The sequence below is a fragment of the Rhizobium sp. AN68 genome, from assembly GCF_030758035.1.
Classification (GTDB): Bacteria; Pseudomonadota; Alphaproteobacteria; order Rhizobiales; family Rhizobiaceae; genus Agrobacterium; species Agrobacterium tumefaciens.
Genome location: NZ_JARWMI010000003.1, coordinates 676,007 through 700,727, shown reverse-complemented (window position 1 = coordinate 700,727; position 24,721 = coordinate 676,007). Strand labels below are relative to the sequence as shown.

Annotated in this window: 22 protein-coding genes; 11 read left to right on the top strand and 11 right to left on the bottom strand. The window is 59.9% G+C overall.

The genetic code is table 11. The features are described 5' to 3' along the window. Positions 1-175: 175 nt before the first annotated feature. Positions 176-1,153 (top strand): VOC family protein, encoded by a 978-nt coding sequence (locus RBH71_RS16400; RefSeq protein WP_003511837.1) that lies wholly within the window; start codon positions 176-178, stop codon positions 1,151-1,153. A 270-nt stretch (positions 1,154-1,423) separates the two neighbouring features. Here RBH71_RS16400 and RBH71_RS16395 read toward each other — a convergent pair whose 3' ends face one another. The 3 genes from RBH71_RS16395 to RBH71_RS16385 form a co-directional block, all read right to left on the bottom strand. Next, positions 1,424-4,891 (bottom strand): chromosome segregation SMC family protein, encoded by a 3,468-nt coding sequence (locus RBH71_RS16395; protein ID WP_003511835.1) that lies wholly within the window; start codon positions 4,889-4,891, stop codon positions 1,424-1,426. An 84-nt stretch (positions 4,892-4,975) separates the two neighbouring features. Next, positions 4,976-5,656 (bottom strand): DsbA family protein, encoded by a 681-nt coding sequence (locus RBH71_RS16390; protein WP_003511833.1) that lies wholly within the window; start codon positions 5,654-5,656, stop codon positions 4,976-4,978. Between the two features lie 128 nt (positions 5,657-5,784). Then, positions 5,785-6,297, bottom strand: a complete 513-nt coding sequence (locus tag RBH71_RS16385; RefSeq protein WP_003511832.1) for a DUF721 domain-containing protein — start codon at positions 6,295-6,297, stop codon at positions 5,785-5,787. 97 nt (positions 6,298-6,394) lie between these two features. On the opposite strand from RBH71_RS16385, the gene mutY reads away from it, so the two are divergent. Both mutY and RBH71_RS16375 read left to right on the top strand, forming a co-directional pair. Continuing rightward, positions 6,395-7,498 carry an A/G-specific adenine glycosylase gene (gene mutY, locus RBH71_RS16380; protein WP_003511831.1) on the top strand — a complete coding sequence of 368 codons (1,104 nt, stop codon included), beginning with the start codon at positions 6,395-6,397 and terminating at the stop codon, positions 7,496-7,498. Further along, complete coding sequence (locus tag RBH71_RS16375) at positions 7,495-8,106, top strand: HAD family hydrolase (protein ID WP_003511829.1); 612 nt, start codon at positions 7,495-7,497, stop codon at positions 8,104-8,106. Before mutY ends, RBH71_RS16375 begins: the two co-directional genes overlap by 4 nt. Positions 8,107-8,442: 336 nt before the next feature. On the opposite strand, the gene RBH71_RS16370 is transcribed toward RBH71_RS16375, so the two are convergent. Continuing rightward, on the bottom strand, positions 8,443-9,585 hold the full coding sequence (locus tag RBH71_RS16370) for a site-specific DNA-methyltransferase (protein WP_003511827.1): 1,143 nt from the start codon (positions 9,583-9,585) through the stop codon (positions 8,443-8,445). Between the two features lie 232 nt (positions 9,586-9,817). Between RBH71_RS16370 and RBH71_RS16365 the strand changes: the two genes are divergently transcribed. Then, entirely contained in the window at positions 9,818-10,918 is a 1,101-nt protein-coding gene (locus RBH71_RS16365; RefSeq protein WP_003511826.1) for a hypothetical protein, read from the top strand. On the opposite strand, the gene RBH71_RS16360 is transcribed toward RBH71_RS16365, so the two are convergent. Beyond that, positions 10,878-11,339, bottom strand: a complete 462-nt coding sequence (locus tag RBH71_RS16360; protein ID WP_003511825.1) for a DUF1284 domain-containing protein — start codon at positions 11,337-11,339, stop codon at positions 10,878-10,880. The genes RBH71_RS16365 and RBH71_RS16360 overlap by 41 nt on opposite strands. A 215-nt stretch (positions 11,340-11,554) precedes the next feature. Next, positions 11,555-12,235, bottom strand: a complete 681-nt coding sequence (locus tag RBH71_RS16355) for a GntR family transcriptional regulator (protein WP_013635630.1) — start codon at positions 12,233-12,235, stop codon at positions 11,555-11,557. 191 nt (positions 12,236-12,426) lie between these two features. Here RBH71_RS16355 and RBH71_RS16350 point away from each other — a divergent pair, with 191 nt between their 5' ends. Further along, the gene (locus tag RBH71_RS16350; protein WP_003511821.1) at positions 12,427-13,116 is read left to right on the top strand and encodes an HAD family hydrolase; all 690 of its coding nucleotides are present in this window, start codon (positions 12,427-12,429) and stop codon (positions 13,114-13,116) included. Between the two features lie 196 nt (positions 13,117-13,312). On the opposite strand, the gene RBH71_RS16345 is transcribed toward RBH71_RS16350, so the two are convergent. Beyond that, positions 13,313-13,852, bottom strand: a complete 540-nt coding sequence (locus tag RBH71_RS16345) for a hypothetical protein (RefSeq protein ID WP_003511819.1) — start codon at positions 13,850-13,852, stop codon at positions 13,313-13,315. Between the two features lie 276 nt (positions 13,853-14,128). Here RBH71_RS16345 and thrC point away from each other — a divergent pair, with 276 nt between their 5' ends. Genes thrC through RBH71_RS16325 form a run of 4 tightly spaced genes read left to right on the top strand, consistent with a single transcriptional unit; the run spans position 14,129 to position 20,389 of the window. Beyond that, on the top strand, positions 14,129-15,526 hold the full coding sequence (thrC, locus tag RBH71_RS16340) for a threonine synthase (protein ID WP_003511817.1): 1,398 nt from the start codon (positions 14,129-14,131) through the stop codon (positions 15,524-15,526). A gap of 19 nt (positions 15,527-15,545) precedes the next feature. Next, positions 15,546-16,844: a M16 family metallopeptidase gene (locus tag RBH71_RS16335; protein ID WP_003511816.1), complete on the top strand. Its 1,299-nt coding sequence runs from the start codon at positions 15,546-15,548 to the stop codon at positions 16,842-16,844. Positions 16,845-16,877: 33 nt separating this feature from the next. Then, positions 16,878-17,477 (top strand): GNAT family N-acetyltransferase, encoded by a 600-nt coding sequence (locus tag RBH71_RS16330; protein ID WP_003511814.1) that lies wholly within the window; start codon positions 16,878-16,880, stop codon positions 17,475-17,477. After that, positions 17,474-20,389, top strand: a complete 2,916-nt coding sequence (locus RBH71_RS16325; RefSeq protein WP_003511812.1) for an EAL domain-containing protein — start codon at positions 17,474-17,476, stop codon at positions 20,387-20,389. The genes RBH71_RS16330 and RBH71_RS16325 overlap by 4 nt, the downstream gene beginning before the upstream one ends. 123 nt (positions 20,390-20,512) lie before the next feature. Here RBH71_RS16325 and RBH71_RS16320 read toward each other — a convergent pair whose 3' ends face one another. The 3 genes from RBH71_RS16320 to RBH71_RS16310 all read right to left on the bottom strand — a co-directional run bounded on the left by RBH71_RS16320 (position 20,513) and on the right by RBH71_RS16310 (position 22,691). After that, positions 20,513-21,619, bottom strand: coding sequence for a zinc-binding metallopeptidase family protein (locus RBH71_RS16320; protein WP_003511810.1), 1,107 nt, complete (start codon positions 21,617-21,619; stop codon positions 20,513-20,515). A gap of 167 nt (positions 21,620-21,786) precedes the next feature. Then, entirely contained in the window at positions 21,787-21,978 is a 192-nt protein-coding gene (locus RBH71_RS16315; protein ID WP_003511808.1) for a CsbD family protein, read from the bottom strand. Between the two features lie 107 nt (positions 21,979-22,085). Continuing rightward, positions 22,086-22,691 carry a YqgE/AlgH family protein gene (locus tag RBH71_RS16310; protein WP_003511807.1) on the bottom strand — a complete coding sequence of 202 codons (606 nt, stop codon included), beginning with the start codon at positions 22,689-22,691 and terminating at the stop codon, positions 22,086-22,088. A gap of 162 nt (positions 22,692-22,853) precedes the next feature. Between RBH71_RS16310 and RBH71_RS16305 the strand changes: the two genes are divergently transcribed. After that, entirely contained in the window at positions 22,854-23,702 is an 849-nt protein-coding gene (locus RBH71_RS16305; protein WP_003511804.1) for a protein-disulfide reductase DsbD domain-containing protein, read from the top strand. Between the two features lie 122 nt (positions 23,703-23,824). After that, the gene (locus RBH71_RS16300; RefSeq protein WP_003511803.1) at positions 23,825-24,310 is read left to right on the top strand and encodes a peroxiredoxin; all 486 of its coding nucleotides are present in this window, start codon (positions 23,825-23,827) and stop codon (positions 24,308-24,310) included. Positions 24,311-24,374: 64 nt separating this feature from the next. On the opposite strand, the gene RBH71_RS16295 is transcribed toward RBH71_RS16300, so the two are convergent. Next, positions 24,375-24,683 (bottom strand): Dabb family protein, encoded by a 309-nt coding sequence (locus tag RBH71_RS16295; protein ID WP_003511801.1) that lies wholly within the window; start codon positions 24,681-24,683, stop codon positions 24,375-24,377. Between the last annotated feature and the right edge of the window lie 38 nt (positions 24,684-24,721).

The window sequence follows — 24,721 nt, the reverse complement described above, 5'->3', positions numbered from 1 at the left end:
CAGCATGTTGGAAACGCCACAACGTCCAGTTTACATCGCAGTGCAGCATAATTGCGGCGAATTGCGCGCCAGAATTGCCGCAAAAGCAAAATAACAGCGTTACTGACGCATTCGTGTAGTGCGCAGAAACGGAGTGTTCCCTAAGCCATCCACATCGCCCAAAAAGAGATTATTCATGCAATTTACTCGCCGCCACACGTTGAAATTTGCCGGAATTTCTTGCGCCGCCACCGCCCTTGCCGGTGCTCTTAGAGCAGAAGGCGCCCCACCCGCAGCAAGTGCAGGCACCGCCCTTCCCTTTGCGCTGACCACGCCGATGCATGTCAGTCAGGCGGCGCTTCGGGTGCGCGATCTCGATCCGATGATCGATTATTACCGTTCCGTGCTCGGGTTGAATGAGGTTGCGCGCAACGCACGGGGTGTGACGCTCGGCGCCGGCACCGTTCCCCTGCTTGATCTCGTTCACAAGCCAACGGCGGATTATGAAAGCCCCACCTCAGCCGGCCTGTTCCACATCGCCTATCTGATGCCCACCCGCAAGGATCTGGCGCGGTGGCTGGTACATGCGGCGTTAAGGCAGGTGCCGCTCACGGGCTTTGCCGACCATAATGTCAGTGAAGCGGTCTATCTCAACGATCCCGAAGGCAACGGCATCGAGGTTTACAGCGACCGGCCGAAGGACACATGGGTCTGGAGCGGCAGCGTGGTTAAGATGGGGACCGAACCGCTCGACGTCGATGATCTCGTAACGCTGACCGACACCAAAAAGAGCGATTACGAGGCCGCACCTTCCGGCATGCGCATCGGCCATATTCACCTGCGGGTCGGCGAGATTGCCACCGCACGCGCCTTTTACGAGGAAGCCGTTGGTCTCAAACCGACGCAGGATGCCCGTTCGGATGCCTCTTTCCTGTCATCGGGCGGATATCACCACCATCTGGCCGTCAACACATGGAACAGCCGGGGGGCGAAAGAGCGCAACGCCACCGAAACCGGCCTCGAATGGTTCTCTCTTGCCATCAAAAATCCCACGGACCTTGAAGCGCAGAAAACGCGGCTGCGGGCGGCCGGTTATGTGCTGGTGGAGATGGAAAACAAGGTTGTGGAAGCGATTGATCCGTGGGGCACGCGGCTGCGGTTGGTGCCGGTATAAGAGGGCGGCAAGTCGGCTGGTTTCCTGTGACTGGTTGAGGAGCGAGGGACGCGAGGCACAACACCAAAAAAAGCCTTGCGAGGCCACGGCAGCGACCTCGCAAGGCTTTCCATCCGGTACAGGAAACCGGATGGGGGGTCTGGAAAGAGCCCAAATTCCTTTCAAAAAGACATAGCAAAATGCCGCGCATTGTCGCCCACCCGTATGGGTGATGCGGCCAGATAAATTCGCGATGGACAAGGCTTAAGGGGCAGACCCGGAACGGGAAACTCAGACGGCTTCGCGCAGTTGCTCGGCAGTCTGCAAATCCACGGAAACCAGTTGCGACACGCCCTGTTCGGCCATGGTGACGCCGAAGAGACGGTTCATGCGCGCCATGGTGATGGGATTGTGGGTGATGATGACGAAACGCGTTTCGGTGGAGGCAACCATTTCGTCCATCAGATTGCAGTAACGCTCGACATTATGGTCGTCGAGCGGCGCGTCCACCTCGTCCAGCACGCAGATCGGTGCGGGATTGGTGAGGAAGACTGCAAAGATCAGCGCCATGGCCGTCAGCGCCTGTTCACCGCCGGAAAGCAGCGTCATGGTCTGTGGCTTCTTGCCAGGAGGACGGGCGAGAATTTCCAGGCCGGCTTCCAGCGGATCGTCGGATTCGATCAGCTGCAATTCCGCCGTGCCACCACCAAACAGATGGGTGAAAAGCCGCTGGAACTGCGAATTGACCACATCGAAGGCCGCAATCAACCGTTCACGGCCTTCGCGGTTGAGGTTCTGGATACCGGCGCGCAGCTTGCGCACAGCGTCGATGATATCGTCGCGTTCCTTGATGAGGGCCGCGAGCTTGGCGGAAAGCTCCGCCTGCTCTTCCTCGGCACGCAGGTTGACGGCGCCCAGCCTCTCACGCTCGATCTTCAGCCGGTCGAGATCGCGCTCGACATCGCGAATATCGGGCTTCGGCTGGTCGGGACCAAGGCCGGTCAGGCGCAACGCCATATGCGGCTCGGTATTCAGCGTTTCGCGGATGCGATGTTCGGTTTCCTGCCGCTTCTCGCGGGCGGAAACAAGCCGCTCTTCGGCGCGGCCGCGCTTCTCCCGGGCTTCTGCCAGTTCGGAAAGGGCGGTGGTGGCAACGCGGTCGGCGGCGCGTTGCAGGTTTTCCGCCTCCGCCAGCCGGTCCGCGGCCAAGCGGCGGGCGTCTTCGGTTTTCTGAAGCTCGGTCAGGAGGTTGCGGCGTTTCTCGTCGAACTCTTCCGGCGCAATGTCCAGTTCGGCGATTTCCTCGCGCGCCTCTTCCTCACGCTCGCGCAGGGTGGCGATGTGATCGGCGGCACTGGCGGCCCGCGATGCCCAGGTGGAGCGCTCCTGCGCGATTGCCTGAAGCCGGCGCTGGCGGCTTTCCGCCTCGCGGCTCACGCCCTCGTGGCGGGCGCGCGCTTCCGCCAGCAGGCCACGGTCTGTGGCGACTTCCAGCTGGCTTTCACGCAGGCGCAGATCAAGGGCGGAAAGATCCGGCGCGTCTTCCATTTCGATGCGGGCGTTTTCTTCCTGAACGACGATCTCGTCGATCTGCGCGCCGATCTGGTTCAGCGCTTCCGAGACGATATCCCGGCGGCGCAGAAGATCGCCCGAGGCGCGTTCGGCTGATGTCAGCGCCTCTCGTGCCTCGGCAAGATGACGCGTCACCAGCCGGCTTCTGTCGCGCACTTCCGAAAGCCGCAACTCGGCGCTTTTGATGTCGTCGGTCCTGATGGAGAGCTGTTCTTCGGCCTCCTCCAGACTGAAACGGGCCTCTTCCAGTTCCGTCTCGATTTCGGCAAGCCGGTTCTTTTGTGCCAGACGAAGGGCGGCGGCTCCCGGCGCATCAGCGCTGGCGATGTGGCCATCCCAGCGAAACAGCGCGCCCTCGCGCGTCACCAGCCGCTGACCGGCCTTCAGCGACGGCATCAGGCGCAAGGCTTCCGCAGTGTCGGCTGCAACGCCGATCTGGGCGAGACCGCGCCTTAACGCGTCCGGCGCCTGCGCATAGTTCAGAAGCGGCTTGACGCCCTGCGGCAAAGCAGGATCGCCCGCACCATCGCCATTGCCGGCCCAATAGGCGGGAGCAGCGGGATCAAGGGCACTTTCGAGGTCGTCGCCAAGGGCTGCACCAAGCGCTGCCTCAAAACCACGTTCCACCGTCATTTCTTCCGCCACCGGCGTGAAGCTGCCATTGGCGGCAGCACTGGCCGCCAGGATTTTGGTGATGGTGCGCGCTTCCGTATCCAGAGCGTTCAGCCGGTTTCTCGCCGTTTCCAGTGGGCCGCGCGCCAGCGCTTCGGCGGACCGCGCCTCGGCAACGGCGGCTTCGGCTTCCTCCGCCACGATCAGAGCGTCTTCCACCGCGATCTCGGCTGCCTCGACCGCCTCGCGGCGCTCCGAAGGATCGGGAAGGCCGGAGAGTTTTTCATCGACGGCATCGATCTCGGAGGATGCCTCCTGCGACTGGCGTTCCAGCCGGAGTTTACGATCGGAAAGCTCGCGGATCGCCCGTTCCAGCTGCTGGCGCCCGGCGGCGGCCTCGGCGCGCTCGGCGGTGATGGCAGTGAAAACGGTTTCGCTTTCAGTCAGTTTAGCGGCGGCTGCCTCAAAGGCTTCGCGCATCTCTTCGGCATGACGACCGGAATCGGCGAGAATTTCGAGAAGGTCTGCCTCTTCCTCATCGAGCCGCGCAAGGATCTGGGCGTTATCAGAGACAAGCCGTTCTTCGCGAACGATGTCTTCGCCAAGCTGCGACAGACGGCGCGCCAGCTCATCACGGCGGCGCAGCAGGCGGTTCGCCTCGTCATCCAGCTGGGTGCGGGCAATCTGCAGACGTTGCAGGGCGGCAGCGACACGCGCTTCATCCTCGCGCAGTTCCGGCAGCTTCAGGCTGGCAATGCCCTGCTGTTTGGCCGCCTCCATCTGCGCCTGCGCCTTTTCGGCAACGATGTTCGTGGCCTGATTAAGCGCGCTTTCCGCTTCGCCTTCGGCTTCCTTGGCTTCTACCCAGCGGATATGCAGCAGGGTCGCCTCGCGGGCGCGGATATCCGCCGACAGCATCTTGAAACGGTTGGCCTGCCGCGCCTGGCGTTTCAGGCTTTCGATCTGGCTTTCAAGCTGGGCGGTCACATCCTCCAGCCGCTCCAGATTTGTTTCGGCAGCGCGCAGGCGAAGCTCCGCTTCATGGCGGCGGGAATGCAGGCCGGAAATGCCAGCCGCCTCTTCCAGAAGCTGGCGGCGGGCCTGCGGCTTGGCATTGATGAGTTCACCGATACGCCCCTGCCCCACCATCGAGGGCGAACGCGCGCCGGTGGAGGCATCGGCAAACAGAAGCTGCACATCCTTGGCGCGCGCTTCCTTGCCGTTGATGCGATAGACCGAGCCGTTTTCGCGCTCGATGCGGCGCGTCACCTGAATTTCATCGGCATCGTTGAAGGCGGCGGGCGCGGTGCGATCGGAATTGTCGAGATAAAGGCCGACCTCGGCGGTGTTGCGGGCCGGGCGATTGCCGGAACCGGAGAAGATGACGTCATCCATGCCGGATGCGCGCATGTTCTTGTAGGAGTTTTCGCCCATCACCCAGCGAAGCGCTTCGACCAGATTGGACTTGCCGCAACCATTGGGACCGACGACACCGGTCAGACCCGGCTCGATGATGAATTCCGAGGGTTCAACGAAGGATTTGAAACCGACGACGCGGAGCTTGTTGAACTTCATGCCGCTCCGCTCCGCCTGAAATAACGGCAATAAAAAACGGGCGAATGGAAATATCCGCCGCCCGTTCCTTTAAGGGTTCGGCGATCAGAGCAGCTTGTCGATGACAGCCGACATGGTTTCAACCGACATGTCTCCCGCGTATTTCTTGCCGTTGATGATGAAAGTCGGCGTGGAGTTGACGCCGAATTCCGTCGCACCGCGTTGCATCGTTGCGTTCACATCATCCAGAAGCTTCTGGTTCGTCAAGCAGGCCTCGAAAGACTCCTGTGAGAAACCGGCCATTTTCGACAATTGCAGCAGGGCCGCACGGGCATCCTGGGCTGTTGCCCAGCTCTGCTGCTGCTTGAACAGCATGGAAACGAACGGGAAATACTGTCCTTCCGGTGCGCAGCGCGCCAGCATGAAGGCAGCGGCGGCACGCGGATCGAACGGGAATTCGCGGATGACGAAATAGGCCTTGCCGGTATCGATGTATTTCTTCTTGATCTCGTCAAAGGTCTTGTTGTGGAAATTGGCGCAATGCGGGCAGGTCATCGACATATATTCGACGATCTTGACGGGAGCGTTCGCATCGCCGAGCGCCGCTTCCGGCAGCGGACCAGGCTTCAACACCGCAGCCATATCCACGTCACCGGTGGATTCAGGCAATTCCTGCGCCTGGGCAACGCCCGGCGTGAAGGCAAACGGCAGGGCCGTGGCAAGGGCAGCAAGTGCAACACCGCCGAGAAGGCTGCGACGGGAAATGGTCAGTTCGGAAAAATGCATGAAAGCACCTGTTGGTAATAGACTCTATTGTCTGTTGATTCCGATATAGCGACGGCCTGTTCATCACAAGCGGGGTTTTGAACTCTTCTTGTCAAAGAATTGTGACCAGTCAAGGACCGTGCGCGACATCAAATCGTCCCGCCCCGCGGCTTCTTCTTCTGCATCACCGCCGTGCCGAGCCTTTCCACTGCCTTGCGCAGCGCTTCGCTCTCGATGCCGTCCATCATGTCGTCGAGACGTTTTGCCGCATCACCGCGCAGCGGCGGCGGCTTTCGCCGGCGGGGAACGGGCTGCGATACCGGCTTCTGCACGATCCTGATCTGGCGTACCGCCGGAAAGCCAAAAAAACCGTTGATGCGGGCGATGAGCTCGCCCTGTGCATGGGTGAGGAACAGAGCGCGTGCGCCTTCGCAGGCAATCGTCAGCACGCCCGGCTGGTAACCGCCGCGATCCGGCCCCTCGTCGCGCCGCGGCCAGGTAATCTTTTCCGGCCGCGTGCAATCGGCGAAGTCATCGCCGGCGATCTCGTCCCACGAGCCGAGCAGCGCCGTGTTGATGCCCGCCCGTTTCGACAGGAGGGGATCCATGATGCCATTGGCTATTTCGGCAATCTGGATGACGCCTTTGCGTGGATATCGCATTTTTCACTCGGGTTTCAGGACCGGACAGTCCGGAGCTTCTTGATAGGTCGGTATGAATGGCCCAACTATAGGCCGAATCGAAGAGAAACGGCAAACCATGCTTCAAAAAACCGCCCCGTCATCGCACGCGCAGATGCTGCTCGCATGGTACGACCGCCACCATCGCGAGTTGCCTTGGCGCACCTCGCCGGCCATGGCGGCACAAGGAAAACGTGCCGATCCCTATCATGTCTGGCTTTCCGAAGTGATGTTGCAGCAGACGACGGTGCAGGCGGTTAAACCCTATTTCCTGAAGTTCCTCGCAACGTGGCCTCATGTCAGCGATCTGGCGGCGGCACCGGTTGAGGATGTGATGGCTGCATGGGCGGGACTTGGTTATTACGCCCGCGCCCGCAACCTGAAAAAATGTGCGGAAGCTGTGGCGAAAGAGCATGGCGGCGTCTTTCCCGATACCGAAGAGGGCCTGAAGAAGCTGCCCGGCATCGGCGACTATACATCTGCTGCCGTGGCGGCCATTGCGTTCAACCGGCAGGCGGCGGTGATGGACGGTAATGTGGAGCGCGTCATCTCCCGCCTTTTCGCGATAGATGCACCCCTGCCCGGCTCGAAACCCGCCATGAAGGCGAAAGTGGCGGAGCTTACGCCTCCCGACCGGCCGGGCGATTTTGCGCAGGCGATGATGGATCTCGGTGCGACGATCTGCACGCCGAAGCGCCCTGCCTGTGCGCTCTGTCCGTTCAATCGCGACTGTCTGGCGCTTGCCCATGACGAGCCGGAGCGGTTTCCGGTCAAGGCCGCGAAAAAGGCAAAACCGGTGCGGCTGGGAGCCGCCTTCGTGGCGGTGAATGCAAGCGGCAAAATTCTGCTGCGGCGGCGCATAGAAAGCGGCCTTCTCGGTGGCATGACGGAGGTGCCGACAACAGCATGGACCGCCCGCGTGGATGGCGGCACCGACACGAGCCACGCGCCTTTTGCCGCGTCTTGGCAAGCGGCGGGCGTCATCGTGCATGTCTTCACCCATTTCGAGCTGCGGCTCACCGTCTATCGGGCACAGGTGCCGGATGGGCTTGAAACCGGCGCGGATGACGGATGGTGGGAGCCGGTTACAAATCTTGACGCGCAAGCCTTGCCGACGGTGATGAAAAAAGTCATCGCACAGGCTATTCCATCCGCATTCGATGAAAGCAGGAAGTTTCGATGACCAAGATTGAGCATATCGTATTCGACATCGGCAAGGTACTGATCCACTACGATCCGCATATTCCCTATAGCCGCCTCATTCCCGATGCCGACGAGCGCAAATGGTTCTTCGAGAATGTCTGCACCCATGACTGGAACCTCGAACAGGATCGCGGACGCGGCTGGGAAGACGCCGAGGCGCTGCTGATGGAACAGTTTCCCGAGCGGGAAGAGCATATCCGCGCCTTCCGCAAGTTCTGGCATGAGATGGTCTCGCATTCCTATGACGACAGCGTCGCGATCATGACCGGCCTGATCGACAACGGTCACGACGTGACGATGCTGACCAACTTCGCCTCCGATACCTTCCGCGAAGCGCAGAAGATGTTCCCCTTCCTCACCCTGCCGCGCGGCGTGACGGTTTCTGGCGATGTGAAGCTGCTGAAACCGGATGTGGCGATCTACGAGCTGCACGCGAAGGAATTTGGCCTCGACCCTGCCGCAAGCATCTTCATTGACGATACGCTTGTGAATGTCGAAGGCGCCAAGGCCGCCGGCTGGCAGGCGGTGCATTTTACCGGAGCGGAAAAGCTGAAGCAGGATCTGCAATCCTACGGCGTGGATGTCTGACACACCATCAGATCCAAAAAGAAAATTGGCGCAGGCGGAAATGGCGGTCTCCTGCCTGCGCCAGTCCTGCCGCAAGCGGCATGGGACAGCAATGTTTTCGTGAACTTTCCGAACCGGATTTTCACAACCATTGCTTTGCGTAGGACACTATGACCGTTCTCTTGCGCGAAACTTGTCTGGCTAAATTTAGATATTCAAAAATACCAACGCCCGACACCGAAGTGCCGGGCGTTGGTCGTTCTCCATCCGGGACTGAAGGTACTAAACCGGACGGAGACGTATGCTGACAATGGCGGGCGGTGGATCGTTGCCTTCAGCCTTTTGGGCTTTAGACTGTCAGGCCTTTGCCAGTTCACTGCGGATGATTGTTCTCAGATCATCGATAGGCTTCAGCTGGTCGCCATCCTCGAAGTGCCAGAACGTCCATCCGTTGCATGCGTCGAGACCCTGCACCTTTGCACCAAGACGGTGAATGGAGCCGGCAGTCCCGCCGGATGCAATCGTACCATCGGCACGAATAATGGCGCTATAACGGCGCTTTGCATCGGTCAGCACCTGGCCGGGACGGACGAGACCGCTTTCCACCAGGGTGTTGAAGGCAACACGCGGTTCGGCCCTCTTGCCGGTCATAACGGTCAGCTCCGCCTTGCCGAGCGGCTCGACGGCGGCGATGCGGGCAGACGCCGCGTCGATGTAATCCTGTTCGCGTTCGATACCAACGAAGTGGCGGCCGAGACGTTTTGCAACCGCACCCGTGGTGCCGGAGCCGAAGAACGGGTCGAGCACGATGTCGCCAGGCTTGGTGGAGGCCATGATGATGCGTGCCAGCAATGCTTCCGGCTTCTGGGTCGGATGCACCTTCTTGCCGTCGTCACCTTTCAGCCGCTCATGGCCGCTGCAAATCGGGAACAGCCAGTCGGAGCGCATCTGAACGTCGTCGTTGGAGGCCTTCAGCGCTTCGTAGTTGAAGGTATAGCCCTTGGCTTTCGGATCGCGGCTCGCCCAGATCATGGTCTCATGGGCGTTCTGGAAACGGCGGCCCTTGAAGTTGGGCATGGGATTGGTCTTGCGCCAGACGATATCGTTCAGGATCCAGAAATCGAGGTTCTGGAGCATGGAGCCGACACGGAAGATGTTGTGGTAGGAGCCGATGACCCAGATGGTACCATTCGGCTTCAGCACGCGGCGGCAGGCCAGCAGCCAGGCGCGGGTGAAGGCATCATAGGCCTCGAAGGAGGAGAACTGGTCCCACTCGTCATCGACTGCATCAACCAGCGACTGATCTGGCCGGTGAAGCGTACCGCCAAGCTGGAGGTTGTAGGGCGGATCGGCGAAAATCGCATCCACCGACTGGCTCGGGAGGGCATCCAAGGCAGCGACACAATCACCTTTGATTATGCTGTCTTTCCAGGCGTCACTCTCGCCCGCACGATCAAAACCGGCACGCCGAAAATCGGCCAGCGGAAAAACTGCTGCCATTGGTACTCGCTCCATACGCTTACTCTCTACTGATGCTTATGGTTACCGAAGATGGTTATCAAAGCCTGAACAAGTCACGGAAAATGCGAAATAAATGGCTGTTGCGGCCGACACGCGCAATTTGCTGGCGCGGGCGGGGAACCCGAAGTGGCGCAAAAACGTTGTGCACAACGGGTTGTCCTGTTCCGCATGTCGGTGCTGGCAATACCGGCAACTCAGGGGGTAATCCGCAATGACGTCCGTAACGCGAGTGGCTTCTTTTTCAGTGCATGCCTTTTCCGCGGCTCTTCTTCTGGCGGCGCTGCCGTCAAGCTTGGGGGCGCAGGAGCCGGCACCGCTATACAACGTCGTCACCGACGCTGTGCTGTTCGATGGCGGCCCCTCGCTAGGCAACAGCGACAGGGTGCGGTGGGATTTCTACAAGGCCAACCGGGCCGGCGTGCGCAGCGACGTCAATGCCGGCGGCTCCTACGACGCCACCTTCGAAGCGAAGCTGCCGGCGGGCAAATATGTCGGCGTGGCAGCGCTGGGCAACATCCGTCGCGAAATACCCTTCGAGGTGAAGGAGGGAAGCCTAACGAGGCCAAAGGCGAATTTCGACGCGGCGGAACTGACGGTGGTGCCAAAACGCAGCCCCGGCGGCGATGTGGAAAGCCAGGCGAAAACCGAAATCACCAAGGACGATTTCAAAGACAGCGTCTACGGGCAGAACACGACCTTCGTGCCGGCGGGCGAACTCCTCCTCACCGGCAGCATCGGCCCTGCGCGTGCGCAGGAAACGCTTGCCATCAAGGCGGGCGAGACGATCAGCCACGATCTAGTCATCCCGAGCGGCGTGGTCGTTGCCAAGGCGGCCTATACGGACGGTGGCAAGGCTGTGGAAACGGACGATATCCGTTTCGAAGCGCTTTCAGCCAAGGAGACGCTTGATGGCACGCGCCAGACCATCAACGGCGTTTACGGCACCGGCAAAACCATGGAAATGCCTGCCGGTGATTTCGTGATGCGCGCGCGTCTGGGCAAGGTCACGGTGGAACAGCCCTTCACCGTAACTGCAGGAAAACGCACCGAGATCAACCTCAACCTCGATGCTGGTGTTCTGGCAATCACGGCACCGGGTGCGGAGCGGATCGACATCGTCGAAACGACCAAGGACCTTCAGGGTACGCAAAAGGAAATTTCCGGCCGTTATGGCAACCGGCATCAGGAGACCCTGCATCCCGGCGATTATTCGGTGAAGGTGAGCTACGACAAGAAATCCGGGCGCGAGCCGAAGGAGATCAAGGCGACGGTCAAGGCCGCCGAGAGAACCGAGACGAATGTGCCGGAGTAGCAGTAAGCCGCTGCCCGGCCGGGTGCGGCGGCGGCTCGCCAATCTTCACGCCGGTAAATCCTGATGCAGCGATGCGATCGCACAGCCTAATCCACTGGCAGCCGCGACAGGCCTGCCGGATGTCTCCGGCGGCAAAGGCCAGACGCATTTTCTCAAGCAGCTCCGGCGTTGCCTGCAGTCGCTTTCCGGCGGTGATTGTCTCGTTCAAAAGCGTTGAAACCGAAAGCCGCGCCGCCTCGTCCCTCTGCACCACGCCCTCGTTGAAACAGTGGGCATGGCTTTCGCAAAACAGGCCAACGCAGATATCGTCCGGCCCATCGACCAGCTCGACATCCTCTTCGCCGGCGTTCAGCCGAGCGGCGACACGGTCGTAGTTTTCGACAAAGCCGGAGGTATATCCCTTCCCCACATAGGTCAGCATGCAGAGAAGGTGATGGGGGCGAAGGCGGACCGTCACGGGACGCATTTCCGATGAAGGAAACAGATCGGCGGACAGAGGAAAAATCCGCTCCGTGATTTCGCCGTATCAGCAGCCATCCATGCTCCCTTCACGCACCGCGGATCGTCATCGCGGGCGGATATCGATAACCGACTTTTCCGGCGGAGTCCAAACGAGCGCGGCCAATCGCTCCCCGCCTATCCGACGATGGCGAAGGCATCGTGCACCGAGCCTGAAGGGGTGCGGATTGCCTTGCGGCCGATCCATTGCACATGCCCGTCGAGAATTCGCACCGCCTCCTCGGCACGGCCGCCGCGCAATGCGTCGAGGATTGCGCGGTGATCGGTATCGGTGCGGCGCTCCCATCCTGCCCGCCAGGCGGAAAACAGGAACCGGGCGCTCGCGGCATGCAGGCCGTCGATCGCCTCCATCAGGCGCGGCATGTTGCAAGGCGCCGTGATGAGGCGGTGGAAGCGGCGATTGGCCTCTTCCCAATGCTGCACGTCGACCGCGCTATCGCCTTCGAGCGTGGCGGCCTCCGCCTGGTCGAGAATGGCTGAAGTCATGTTTGGAATGGCGTGGCGCAGCGCCAGAACCTCAAGCGCGGCGCGCATTTCCGCGACTTCGCGCACATCGGCGAGGCCGAAATCCGCGACCCGCACGCCGCGGCGCGGAATGCTGGCGGCCAAGCCCTGCGCCTCCAGCCTGCGGAACGCTTCGCGCACCGGCACATGCGATGCGCCGAATTCGGCGGCAATGTGATCCTGCCTCAGACGTTCACCCGGCGACAGCTCACCGCGCACGATGCGGTCAGCCAGTGTGCGGCTGATGCGTGCGGCAATGGTATCTTCGGGTCTGGTTTTCGCTGTCTTGGGCATAACATCCCATAACGCATCCGGCGCTGATCTGTGTAGCGGTTTTTGCACGCAGGAAACGCGCAAAGCCAAATCCCAGCTATGAGCCGGGCGCGACCGACCCTTGCGGGCCAGCCGGTTGAGCTTGACGCGGACTTGGTCTAAAAGCCCGGGCATCACTTTTTTCCAAGGCAAATCCGATACAGGGAGCGCCCATGAGCGGCTTCGACCTCATTATTTTCGACTGTGACGGCGTTCTGGTCGATTCCGAAATCATCGCCGCACAGGTGGAGTCCCGCCTTCTGACCGAGGCCGGGTATCCGATCTCCGTCGAGGAAATGGGCGAGCGTTTCGCCGGCATGACCTGGAAGAACATCCTCCTGCAGGTGGAAAGCGAAGCCAGCATCCCGTTTTCCGCATCGCTGCTCGACAAGTCGGAAAAGCTGCTCGACGCGCGGCTGGAACGCGACGTGAAGATCATCGAGGGCGTCAAGTTCGCTCTGTCGCGACTGACGACACCGCGCTGCATCTGCTCGAATTCCTCCAGCCACCGCCTCGACATGATGCTGACGAAGGTGGGCCTGAAACCCTATTTCGCACCACATATCTACTCCGCCAAGGATCTCGGAGCCGACCGCGTCAAGCCGAAGCCGGATATCTTCCTGCATGGCGCAGCCCAGTTCGGCGTTTCACCGGATCGCGCCGTCGTAATCGAGGATTCCGTGCACGGCGTGCATGGTGCAAAGGCAGCCGGCATGCGCGTCATCGGCTTCACCGGCGCATCCCACACCTATCCCAGCCATGCCGACCGGTTGACGGATGCGGGCGCGGAAACGGTGATTTCACGCATGCAGGACCTGCCCGCCGTTATTGCAGCGATGGCGGAATGGGAAGGCGCTTTTTAATCTCAGGCTTTGTCACAAACGCCACTTCGTCATGCTCGGGCCTGTCCCGAGCATCTGCAACGCGTTGATTTTGCTATACGTGTTTGAATCCTCGGGACGGGCCCGAGGATGACGTTGCGTATGAGGCATGGTTTGTTTGCGATCTGCCCGAAAGCCCGCAAAAGCAGCCTCCGGTTTTTACATTTCGCCCGTCAAATCACCGGCGCTTGGTCTTGGCCTTTGCGCCCTGCTCGGCAAAACCGATATAGACACTGACCGACCTCGGTGCGCCGCCCGGTCCGTTGGGAATGGCGACATGATCGTTGTTGAAGATGAACTGCGTGCCGGCACCGCCTGCAGCAACGTCGATGGCGAAATTGGTCGTTTCGCCATAAATCTCACCGTCGCCGTCCTTAACGGTGACGCGGATCGGTACGGTCACGCGGCCGGGCTTCGACATCGGGCCGGGAACGAGACGGCCCTGGGCCAGCACGTTTACCGTCAGCGTGGTTTCGTTCGCGGTGCAAGAGCGCGTCGTGTCTGACAGCGAAACCTGATAGGCGAGTTTCTGCGGATCGTCCTTTGCGCCACCGGCATAGACGCGGTGGACGGCATTGGCATCGAGAACCGTGACCGTCGGGCAGTTGGCCTGCACCACCGGAGCAACGGCATTTGCCTGCGCCGCCGGAGGGTTGACGGCAAGCGAGTCTGACGGATTGGAGGAATTGCATCCTGCAACAACGGCCAGAAGCGACATCGCGGCGGACAAACGCAAGAAATTCCCTGACACTCTTCTAATTCCCTCTCCATTGTCCCGGAACCGAACCGGAGACGCTGTTTATTGACCTTTCACGCAGGTTGGCGATGGTCTATAGCAGCGACGCCGGAAAAAATCGATTGGCATGTTTGGTTTTGCTTGAATTTTCAAAAAAGCCCTTCATTACCTCGCCAATCGCCTCATTCCGGCGGGATGCTGCTGATAAAGAGCCCGTAACGGCAACGGACAGACCGGTAAACGACAAGGGACTATCTCGTGAAATATGTATCGACCAGGGGTGCGGCCCCTTCGCTTGGTTTCTGCGACGCGCTTCTGGCGGGCCTTGGCCGTGATGGCGGGCTTTACGTGCCGCGCGAATGGCCCTCCATGTCGAAAAAGGAAATCCGCAACCTGCGCGGCAAGTCCTATCAGGACATCGCGTTTGAGGTTCTCTACCGTTTCACCGGCGGTGAAATTCCGGCCGACAAGTTCCGGGCGATGATCGACGACGCCTATGCGACGTTCCGCCATCCGGCCGTAGCACCCCTGACGCAGACCGGGCCGAACACCTTCGTGCTGGAGCTTTTCCACGGCACCACGCTTGCCTTCAAGGACGTGGCGATGCAGCTTCTCGCCCGCCTGATGGATTATACGCTGGCTGAGCGTGGAGAGCGCGCCACCATAGTCGGCGCCACCTCCGGCGACACCGGCGGCGCAGCCATCGACGCCTTTGCCGGGCGCGAGCGCACCGACATCTTCATCCTTTTCCCCAATGGCAAGGTCTCTCCGGTGCAGCAGCGCCAGATGACGACCTCCACCGCCTCCAACGTGCATGCGCTGGCGATCAACGGCAATTTCGACGATTGCCAGAACCTCGTCAAAGAAATGTTCAACGACGCGAAATTCCGCGACGGCGTCAAGCTTTCGGGCGTCAACTCCATCAACTGGGCGCGCATCATGGCGCAGGTGGTCTATTATTTCACGGCGTCCCTGTCGCTCGGCGGTCCCGACCGGAAGATTTCTTTCACCGTTCCAACGGGCAATTTCGGTGATATCTTCGCCGGTTACGTCGCCAAGAAGATGGGCCTGCCGATCGACAAGCTTGTCATCGCCACCAACGACAACGACATTCTGGCGCGCACGCTGAAGACCGGCCGTTACGAGATGCGCGGCGTCACCCCCACCACCTCGCCCTCGATGGACATCCAGATCTCGTCCAATTTCGAGCGGCTGCTGTTTGAAGCCTATGGCCGCGATTCCGCTGCGGTAAAGGCATCGATGGATGGCCTGAAGCAATCCGGCGCGTTTGAAATCCCGCCGCATGCGCTGAAATTCATCAAGAAGGATTTCCGCGCCGGCCGTGCCACCGAAAAGCAGGTGGCGGCGACGATCCGCGATACGCTTGAGAAAACCGGTTACCTGATCGACCCGCATACGGCGACGGGCGTTTTTGTGGCGGAAAAACACGAAAAAGCATCAAGCCCGATGGTTGTCCTGTCCACTGCCCATCCGGCTAAATTCCCGGCCGCCGTAAAATCCGCTTGCGCAATCGACCCGGCGCTTCCAGTATGGCTAGCTGACATTATGAACCGGGAGGAGCGTTTCGACATTCTGGACGCAGAGCTGAAGACGGTGGAAACCTTCATCGGCAGCCACGCACGCGCCGGCAAATAGAGACGCGGAAAGACTTGATATGAGAGTTAATGTGACCCGGCTTTCGTCCGGGTTGACCGTTGTCACGGAAAGAATGCCGCATCTCGAAAGCGTTGCTCTTGGGGTGTGGATCAAATCCGGGTCCCGCAACGAGACGACTGCCGAGCACGGCATCGCCCATCTTCTCGAGCATATGGCCTTCAAGGGTACGGCGCGCCGTACCGCCCGGCAGATCGCCGAAGAGATCGAAAATGTCGGCGGCGAAGTCAACGCCGCGACATCGACGGAAACAACTTCATACTACGCCCGCGTCCTGAAAGACCACGTTCCGCTCGCCGTCGATATTCTTGCAGACATCCTGACGGAGTCGCTGTTCGACGAAGACGAGCTGGAGCGGGAGAAAAACGTCATCCTCCAGGAAATCGGTGCCGCCACCGATACGCCTGACGATGTGATTTTCGACAATTTTTCCGGCGTCGCCTATCGCGACCAGACCATCGGCCGCCCGATCCTCGGCACTCCGGAAACCGTGCAATCCTTCACCAGCGCCCAGATCAGGCATTATCTCGCCCGCAACTATACGACGGATCGCATCTTCGTCGTTGCAGCAGGTGCTGTCGATCACCAGAGCTTCGTGAAGCAGGTGGAAGAACGTTTTGCCTCGCTGCCGCAGCTGCCGGTCACCACGCCGGTTCTCGAAAAGGCGATCTATACCGGCGGGGAAATCCGCGAGACCCGTGACCTCATGGACGCGCAGGTGCTTCTCGGCTTCGAGGGCAAGGCCTATCACGCCCGCGATTTCTACTGTTCGCAAATTCTCGCCAATATTCTTGGGGGCGGCATGTCATCGCGCCTGTTCCAGGAAGTGCGAGAGTCCCGCGGCCTTTGTTATTCCGTTTATGCCTTCCATTGGGGTTTTTCCGACACCGGCATTTTCGGCGTGCATGCGGCGACCGGCGGCAACGACCTGCCGGAACTGATGCCCGTCATCGTCGACGAGTTGCGCAAGTCTTCCCAGACCATTCATCAGGAAGAAATCGACCGCGCCCGCGCACAAATCCGCGCGCAACTGCTGATGGGTCAGGAAAGCCCGGCAGCCCGTGCCGGCCAGATGGCACGGCAGATGATGCTTTACGGCCGGCCCATCCCCAATGAGGAGATGATGGAGCGCCTGAACGACATCACGCGGGAACGCCTGACCGATCTTGCAGGACGGCTGTTTTTCGATACAGTTCCGACGTTGTCTGCAATTGGCCCGCTCGAACAGCTGCCGCCTCTTTCAGACATTACTGCCGCGCTTTCCGCGCAGCAGCCCGCAAGGATAAAGGCGAACGGCTGAGGGTTGCGGTTTCTTTCCGTACAGGGATGGTGAATGCTGCGTTTTCTTTCCCGACATAACGACACCCCGGAACTGCGCAGCGCCAACCATCTTCTCAGACTGCCGCGCTATGGCGATTTCAAGCAGTGGCACGTTCTGCGCTCGGAAAGCCGCCAGTTTCTCCAGCCATGGGAACCCACCTGGCGCCCGGACGAACTGACGGAAGGCTCCTTCCGCACGCGTGTGGTGCGCAACGGCCAGGAGTTTTCCTCCGGCACCGCCGTGTCGTTTCTGCTATTCGAGAAGGAGACGTTGCTCGTTGGCGGCATCACCATCGGTTATATCAGGAGGGGTGCTGCACAAAGCTGCATGATAGGATATTGGGTGGGCGAACGCTACGCCGCGCAAGGCCATATGTCTGCCGCATTAAAATTGGTAATACCCTATATCTTCAACGGACTTCAGTTGCACCGTATCGAGGCAGCCTGTATTCCGGAAAACTTCAAAAGCATCCGGCTTCTCGAAAATGCCGGGTTCCAGCGGGAAGGCCTCTTGCGGGAATATCTGAAAATCAACGGCCAATGGCGGGATCATACGATGTTTTCCCTTCTTGCCGACAAGCAAAGCTCCAGTGGAACGAAGTACGATACATGACTTACACTCACTCTGCGCCGTGCCTGTCGAAACGTCTGGCGGCAATTGCACTGGCTGCGCCGTTCTTCCTGTTTTTCCTGCTTTTTTCGTCTCTTTCCTACGCCTTCGAGCCGGTGAAGATTTCCCGTGACGATACGGCGCTAGATCTCACCGCGACAACCGATATCTATGCCAATCAGGGTGAAGCCTTTCAGGTCTCGACCGCGCCCGGTCCGGATGGCATCCGCCGCCGTATCGAGGTGCGCGCCAGCTCCACCGACCATCAGGGCGACTGGGCCGTCTTCGCGCTTGCCAACGTTTCGGAAGAGCAGCTGGAGCGCGTTATCGTCGCACCGCATTTCCGTCTGGTGAATTCCAAGCTCTTCTGGCCCGATCTCGGCTCGCAGCGCATCATCGCGATCACACCGAGCGAAGGCTTTGCGCTTGACCGGCAGCCAAGCCCGGATGCCGACGTCTTCCGCATCACGCTCAATCCCGGCTCCGTCATCACCTTCGTCGCCGAGCTGTCGACCCCGCAATTGCCGCAGATCTATCTGTGGGAACCGGAAGCCTACAAGGATACGATCAACGCCTTCACGCTCTATCGCGGCATCGTTCTCGGCATTGCCGGCCTGCTGGCCGTGCTCCTGACCATCCTGTTCGTCGTCAAGGGAACCTCGGTTCTGCCGGCGTCGGCCGCGCTCGCCTGGGCGGTGCTCGCCTATATCTGCGTCGATTTCGGCTTCCTTGAAAAACTCATCACCGTCACATCCAGCGATCAGCGAATATGGAGGGCGGGCGCCGAAGTGGCTCTCGCCTCCAGCTTCGTGGTCTTCCTGTTCACCTATCTCAATCTAAACCGCTGGCACGCACATCTGGGTTATGCGACCTTTGCCTGGGTGGTGGGTCTGGCGCTGCTGTTCGGCGTCGCGATTTACGATCCTTCGGTCGCCTCCGGTATCGCGCGCGTCTCCTTCGCGCTGACGGCGACGGCCGGCATCGCACTCATCATCTATCTTGGCTTCAACCGTTACGACCGGGCGATTTTGCTCGTTCCGTCCTGGGCGCTCATCCTCGTCTGGCTGTTCGGCAGCTGGCTGACGGTGACCGGACAATTGGACAACGACATCGTGCAGCCGGCGCTTGGCGGCGGGCTGGTGCTGATCGTGCTTCTGATCGGCTTCACAGTCATCCAGCATGCCTTTGCCGGCAGCGCCTATCAGCAGGGCCTGTTTTCCGATCTCGAACGGCAATCTCTCGCACTGACGGGCAGCGGCGATACCGTTTGGGACTGGGACGTGACGCGCGACCGCATCGTCACCACACCTGACATTTCCAATCGTCTGGGGCTGGAGCCCGGCACGATGCATGGTGCTGCGCGCAACTGGTTGCCGCGCCTGCATCCTGACGATCGCGACCGGTTCAAGGCAACGCTCGACGTGCTGCTCGACCATCGCAAGGGCCGCCTCAATCACGAATTCCGCATTCGCGCTGAAGACGGACATTTCCATTGGCTGCAAATCCGCGCCCGCCCGGTTCTTGGCTCTAACGGCGAAATCATCCGCTGCGTCGGCACCATCACCGACATCACCGAGCAGAAGAACTCGGTGGAGCGGCTGTTGCAGGATGCGATGAATGACAATCTGACCGGGCTACCAAACCGGCAGGTCTTCCTCGACCGCCTGCAATCGATCCTCAACCTCTCTCCTGAAAGCGACGGCGTGCGCCCGACGGTGATGGCGATCGATATCGACCGTTACAAGCTGGTCAACGATACGCTCGGCATTGCTGCAGGCGACAATATCCTCATCGCGTTGACACGGCGTCTGCGCCGCCTGTTGAAACCGCAGGATACGCTGGCGCGTCTCGGCGGCGATGAATTCGGCCTGATCCTGACCTCGGAGCGCGATCCGCAGCGGGTGGCCGATTTCGCCGATGCGGTGAACAAGGCAATCATGGTGCCGATCAATTTCGCCAATCGCGAAATCATCCTCACCGCCTCCATCGGCCTCGTTTCATGGATAGACCAGCAGGAAAGTGCCGCAGGTCTCTTGAGCGATGCGGAACTGGCGATGTACCGCGCCAAGCGCGCTGGCGGAAACCGCGTCGAGCCGTTCCGTCCCGCTTTCCGCACGTCCGGCACCGACCGCCTGCAAATGGAAAGCGATCTTCGCCGCGCCATCGAGCGCAAGGAGCTGTCGCTCGCCTATCAGCCCATCGTCAAGCTTGACGATGGCGCGCTGGCCGGTTTCGAGGCGCTGATGCGGTGGGAACACCCCAAGCGCGGCAACATTCCGCCAAGCGAATTCATACCCATCGCGGAAGCCTCCGGTCTGATCGAACCGCTCGGCATGTTCGCGCTGGAAAGGGCAGCGACCGACCTGATGGACTGGCAGCATTCCATCGAGAAGATGCCGATCTTCATCTCCGTCAATATTTCCAGCGCGCAATTGCTGAATAACGAACTGTATAACGACGTGCGCGGCATGCTGACGCGAACGCGCTGTAATCCGCAGCAGCTGAAGCTGGAGCTGACGGAATCCGTGGTGATGGAGAACCCGGAACAGGCGCGGCTGGTGCTTTCCAAGCTGAAGGAAACGGGCATCAGCCTCGCCATGGACGATTTCGGCACCGGCTATTCGTCACTTGCCTATCTCACCCGCTTCCCCTTCGACACGATCAAGCTCGACAAGGCACTGGTGGCAAATACCAGCGACAAGCGCAACGTGCTGCTGCGCTCCGTTATCGCCATGGCGCGCGCGCTCGATATGCAGGTGGTGGCGGAAGGCATTGAAACGCCTGAGGATGCGGCGGAACTCTCACGCATGAACTGCCATTTCGGCCAGAGCTTCCTGTTCGGCACACCGGTTTCCGGCGATGCGGCGCTGAAGCTTCTGCGGGAGCGGTTCCAGCCGACGAAGCGAGCTTCGTAAGAGGAATTGGAGTATGGGGTGGTAAAGGGCTACTCCATCCACCGCCGTAATTCCGGCATTGAGCCGGAATGACGGGAGAAGGAAACGACGCGTTTCCTGACTATGACTTCTCGTGTCTCGTATTCACTGCGCCATCGAGAACTGCTGCATCTGCTGTTGAGGCATCGCGTCGATCCTGCCGTGTAGCAGGTCGTGGATGAATTCCATCTTGCTCACAACAGGCGGGGCCAGCACGAAGGGATAAAGGTCCGCCTCCCCCATGCTGCGCTGGATCGAGTTGATGGCGACGCTGAGCGGAATCCAGGCCTTGACCAGTTGTGCGGCGCTACGGGCATTATAGGGATCGAAAGTGACTTCCGCCGCCATTTCCTCATGTCCGTCGGGGTCTATCGCCACGCCAAAGGCGCGCGCGGTTTCCAGCGTATCGACGATGTGAAGATAATGCGCGAAACACTCGGCAAAATCCTCCCAGGGATGCACGGAGGCGTAGGCGCTTATGAAGGTTTCCTGCCAGTTGGGGCGCGGCCCCTGCTCGTAGTTGCGCTGTAGCGCCGCGGCATAGTCTTCGCGCTCATCGCCGAATACCGCGCGGCAGGCCTCCAGTCGGTTCTCATCACGAACCAGCTTGTTCCAGATGAAATGCCCAACCTCATGGCGGAAATGGCCAAGCATGGTGCGATAGGGCTCGTTCATGTTGGCGCGCACCTGCTCGCGCGTCGCATCATCCACCTCTGCCGCGCGAATGGCGATCAGGCCCTCGTCGTGGCCGGTCATGGCGGGAATGACGGAACCGTCAGGTGCGACTTCGTCGACCAGAAAGTCGAAGACTAGCCCGCCGACAGGATCAGCATCGCGGTTGGGATGCGGCAGGCCGAGACGCAATATCGAATAAAACAAATGCCGCTGCGCCTGGCTGATGCCGCGCCATTGTTCGATACCCTTATCCGTCGCAATATTCGGCACGAGACGGTTATGGCTGCAGGCCGGACAAAAGGCGTTCTGGCTTTCCGCCGGCACAGACCAGTTGCAGATGTCGTTCACCTCATTGGCGCAGAACCGCACCTGTCTTTCCGGCTGGGCCACGAGTTGCCAGTTCGGCTCTCCCGCAGGCGCCAGCGCTTCCATGGAAAGGCGCTCCGGCACGAAGGCCAGACGATGGCCGCAAGAAACGCAGAAACGATTGTCGAAGTGGACCGGCTGGCCACAGGAAGCGCAGGAAAAAAGCTTCATTCATGAAACCCTTGCGGTGGATGAATTGGGTGAAGGCGAATATAAGAGACCAAGGTGAAAGGCGTAACAAACCCGCCCGTCAGGCCTCCAGACGACAAGAGCGCATGTGCGATAACACATGCGCTCCAAAGCACCGCATCAAAGACGCGGGAGCCCGTCAGGTGGCATTACATACGATCAACGACACCCTTGACCGCATCCTTGGCCTTGCCGACGTTCTTCTGTACCTTGCCTTCGGTTTCCTGAGCGGCACCCTTGGCGCGCAGCTCGTTGTTGCCGGTTGCTTCGCCGACGTTTTTCTTGACCTTGCCAGCAACTTCCTTGGCTGTACCGGCGATCTTGTCTGATGTGCTACCCATGTTACTGCTCCCTAGTTGAGCCGTACTGTCTGTGCGGCTTTCGGGACTGTTAACGTCAGGGATTGGGATTGGTTCCAGCAGTCGACAAAAGGAGCATCACGAAAAAATCAGGCGTGGCCGGCTTCCGCAGAAAGCATGCGAGCATCCACACCCATAAGCGCAAGCGCCCGTTCGTATTTGTTGTCCAGTCCACGGTCGAAAATCAGCTCTTCCGCCGCCGGGCAATTCAGCCATCCATTATTGGCGATCTCGTTTTCCAGCTGACCCGGACCCCAGCCGGCATAACCGAGCATCATGGTAGCCTTTTGCGGGCCGCGACCGTTGGAAATGGCGCGCACGATATCCAGCGTGGCCGTCAAGGAAATATCGTCGCTGACCGGAATGCTCGATTCACTTAAATAATCATCGGAATGCAGCACGAAACCCCGGCCAGATTCGACCGGGCCGCCGCATTGGATCGGAAATTCCCGGGTGCGGTTGGGCAGCATGATGGCGTCGTTGCTGTCCACCAGCTTCAGATGCAGCAGAATATCCGTGAAGGTGATCTGCTGCGGCCGGTTGATGATGAAACCCATGGCTCCGGCATCCGAATGGGCGCAGATATAGACCACCGAACGGGCAAAATTGCCATTGTCCAGCCCCGGCATAGCTATAAGGAACTGGCTGTCAAAAAAGCCACGTTCGCGTTTGTCCATCAGGGTTGAAAAGCTCACCGGCGCCTCCAGCTTGCCGAATTCCATCATTGAACGGGAAAGCGGCGTTCGCACTTCGACAGAGCACAGGATGCGGCATCGCGCCCGATCAATCAACCGAAAATGATGAACCGCACGAATTCGTAACTGGTCCATCAGGCGATGTTGGGTTAGACGGAAAGAATGAGCGTCAGGACATTCTTTCGATTTTCACATCTTCGCCTCGCCGTTGCCGTCGCCGCCCTTCTCGGTAGCGGGCAAGTAGCGCAGGCCGAAATTACCGACTGGGCGAGAAGTGAAGGCGGCCAGATGCGTGTGGCAAGCCTTGCCATGGATGCGGACGGCGTGGTGCGCGGCGTGTTGCAGATCGAGCCTAAAGACGGCTGGATAACCTATTGGCGCGAACCAGGCGAAGCTGGAATACCGCCCAAGATCACGCTTGATCCGGCAAGCGGTGTAAGCCTGACATCGATGGCCTATCCCGTTCCCAAACTCATCGAGAACGGCGATATCACCGATATCGGCTACGATCACGCCGTCAGCATTCCCTTTCAGTTGAAAGCCGTGGACACCAAAGCGGGAGGCAATATCGACCTCACCGCCTTCATCGGCGTCTGCCAGAATATCTGCATTCCCTTTGAGGCGACGTTTTCGATCAGCCGCGGCAATGCGGGCGATGACGACCACGAAGAGCGGCGATTGCTGGAAGAGGCGCGCGAGACGCTGCCAGAGGCTGCATCCGACGATTTCAAGGTTGTCGATTTCCACATCACGCCCGACAAGACCATGCTTGGCGTGCAATTGCAGCTGCCGGAAAACGCGCCGAAGGAGACCGAGATATTCATCGCCGGCCCCTCCGGTTTTGCCTATTATGAGCCGCAGAACCTGGTGCGAGACAAGCGCAAGCTCTCCTTCTACATGAACATCAAGGGCTTGCCAAAAACCTATCAGGTGCAGGGCAACAGCTGGCCCATTCTGGTCAAATCCGGCGATCGGACCATGGAGACCATGCTCAATTTTCCAAAGCCCTGACCGTTCAGGCGGCATATCCCGAACGGCTGTCTCAGCCATGTAATTTCCCGCGAAAACCGTATGACAGTTTTCTTTTCCTTGCTCTATAGTCGCGCGAACCAAACGGCCATAGGAGCATGGACATGACTATCAAGATCGGCGAAAAACTGCCTTCCGCAACCTTCAAGGAAAAGACCGCCGATGGCCCGGTGGAAACCACCACCGATGCGCTTTTTGGCGGCAAGACGGTGGTTCTTTTCGCCGTACCCGGCGCTTTCACTCCCACCTGCTCGCTGAACCACCTGCCGGGCTACCTCGAAAACCGCGACGCCATTCTCGCAAAGGGCGTGGATGACATCGCCGTCGTTTCCGTCAACGACTGGCACGTCATGGGCGCATGGGCACAATCGTCCGGCGGCCAAGGCAAAATTCACTTCCTCGCCGACTGGGACGCCGCCTTCACCAAGGCGCTCGGCCTCGATGCCGACCTCTCCGGCGGTGGCCTCGGCGTGCGCTCCAAGCGCTATTCGATGCTGGTGAAAGACGGCGTGGTTACATCGCTCAACGTGGAAGAAAATCCCGGCCAGGCGACGGTCTCGGCCGCTGCAGCGATGATCGAGCAGCTTTAAGCCACCTCTCTGTCGTCGCGAATGAAGTACAGTATCCATTAAAGGGCGGTCAAACCGCCCTTTTTCACACATTCATATCGAACACCAGAAGCCCGGCCAGACCGCCATCGGTCAGCGAGACCAAACGTTGACCGACTTCCATGTGTTGCGGGTGCGCCAGATATTCGTCGCGGGCTTCCGGGCTGTCCAGCGTCACGATGAAGCCATCGACGAAACCGCCATTCAGGCCTTCCGGCGAAACGTTCTGGCCGTATTTCACGTCGATTATGCCGGGTATCACGTTCTTGAGGGCCGCAATTGCTTCAAACACCGCGTGTTTTTCAGAGGATGCCGTTGCAGCCTTGAACCGTAGAAATACACAATGCAGGATCATCTGAATGTCTCTCCTCCGCTGGAACATCGTCCAACTGT

What these genes read in the sequence shown, in the direction of transcription:
- RBH71_RS16400 (WP_003511837.1), top strand. Translation starts at nt 176, where the DNA reads ATGCAATTTACTCGCCGCCACACGTTGAAATTTGCCGGAATTTCTTGC.
- RBH71_RS16395 (WP_003511835.1), bottom strand. Translation starts at nt 4,891, where the DNA reads ATGAAGTTCAACAAGCTCCGCGTCGTCGGTTTCAAATCCTTCGTTGAA.
- RBH71_RS16390 (WP_003511833.1), bottom strand. Translation starts at nt 5,656, where the DNA reads ATGCATTTTTCCGAACTGACCATTTCCCGTCGCAGCCTTCTCGGCGGT.
- RBH71_RS16385 (WP_003511832.1), bottom strand. Translation starts at nt 6,297, where the DNA reads ATGCGATATCCACGCAAAGGCGTCATCCAGATTGCCGAAATAGCCAAT.
- mutY (WP_003511831.1), top strand. Translation starts at nt 6,395, where the DNA reads ATGCTTCAAAAAACCGCCCCGTCATCGCACGCGCAGATGCTGCTCGCA.
- RBH71_RS16375 (WP_003511829.1), top strand. Translation starts at nt 7,495, where the DNA reads ATGACCAAGATTGAGCATATCGTATTCGACATCGGCAAGGTACTGATC.
- RBH71_RS16370 (WP_003511827.1), bottom strand. Translation starts at nt 9,585, where the DNA reads ATGGCAGCAGTTTTTCCGCTGGCCGATTTTCGGCGTGCCGGTTTTGAT.
- RBH71_RS16365 (WP_003511826.1), top strand. Translation starts at nt 9,818, where the DNA reads ATGACGTCCGTAACGCGAGTGGCTTCTTTTTCAGTGCATGCCTTTTCC.
- RBH71_RS16360 (WP_003511825.1), bottom strand. Translation starts at nt 11,339, where the DNA reads ATGCTGACCTATGTGGGGAAGGGATATACCTCCGGCTTTGTCGAAAAC.
- RBH71_RS16355 (WP_013635630.1), bottom strand. Translation starts at nt 12,235, where the DNA reads ATGCCCAAGACAGCGAAAACCAGACCCGAAGATACCATTGCCGCACGC.
- RBH71_RS16350 (WP_003511821.1), top strand. Translation starts at nt 12,427, where the DNA reads ATGAGCGGCTTCGACCTCATTATTTTCGACTGTGACGGCGTTCTGGTC.
- RBH71_RS16345 (WP_003511819.1), bottom strand. Translation starts at nt 13,852, where the DNA reads ATGTCGCTTCTGGCCGTTGTTGCAGGATGCAATTCCTCCAATCCGTCA.
- RBH71_RS16335 (WP_003511816.1), top strand. Translation starts at nt 15,546, where the DNA reads ATGAGAGTTAATGTGACCCGGCTTTCGTCCGGGTTGACCGTTGTCACG.
- RBH71_RS16330 (WP_003511814.1), top strand. Translation starts at nt 16,878, where the DNA reads ATGCTGCGTTTTCTTTCCCGACATAACGACACCCCGGAACTGCGCAGC.
- RBH71_RS16325 (WP_003511812.1), top strand. Translation starts at nt 17,474, where the DNA reads ATGACTTACACTCACTCTGCGCCGTGCCTGTCGAAACGTCTGGCGGCA.
- RBH71_RS16320 (WP_003511810.1), bottom strand. Translation starts at nt 21,619, where the DNA reads ATGAAGCTTTTTTCCTGCGCTTCCTGTGGCCAGCCGGTCCACTTCGAC.
- RBH71_RS16315 (WP_003511808.1), bottom strand. Translation starts at nt 21,978, where the DNA reads ATGGGTAGCACATCAGACAAGATCGCCGGTACAGCCAAGGAAGTTGCT.
- RBH71_RS16305 (WP_003511804.1), top strand. Translation starts at nt 22,854, where the DNA reads ATGAGCGTCAGGACATTCTTTCGATTTTCACATCTTCGCCTCGCCGTT.
- RBH71_RS16300 (WP_003511803.1), top strand. Translation starts at nt 23,825, where the DNA reads ATGACTATCAAGATCGGCGAAAAACTGCCTTCCGCAACCTTCAAGGAA.
- RBH71_RS16295 (WP_003511801.1), bottom strand. Translation starts at nt 24,683, where the DNA reads ATGATCCTGCATTGTGTATTTCTACGGTTCAAGGCTGCAACGGCATCC.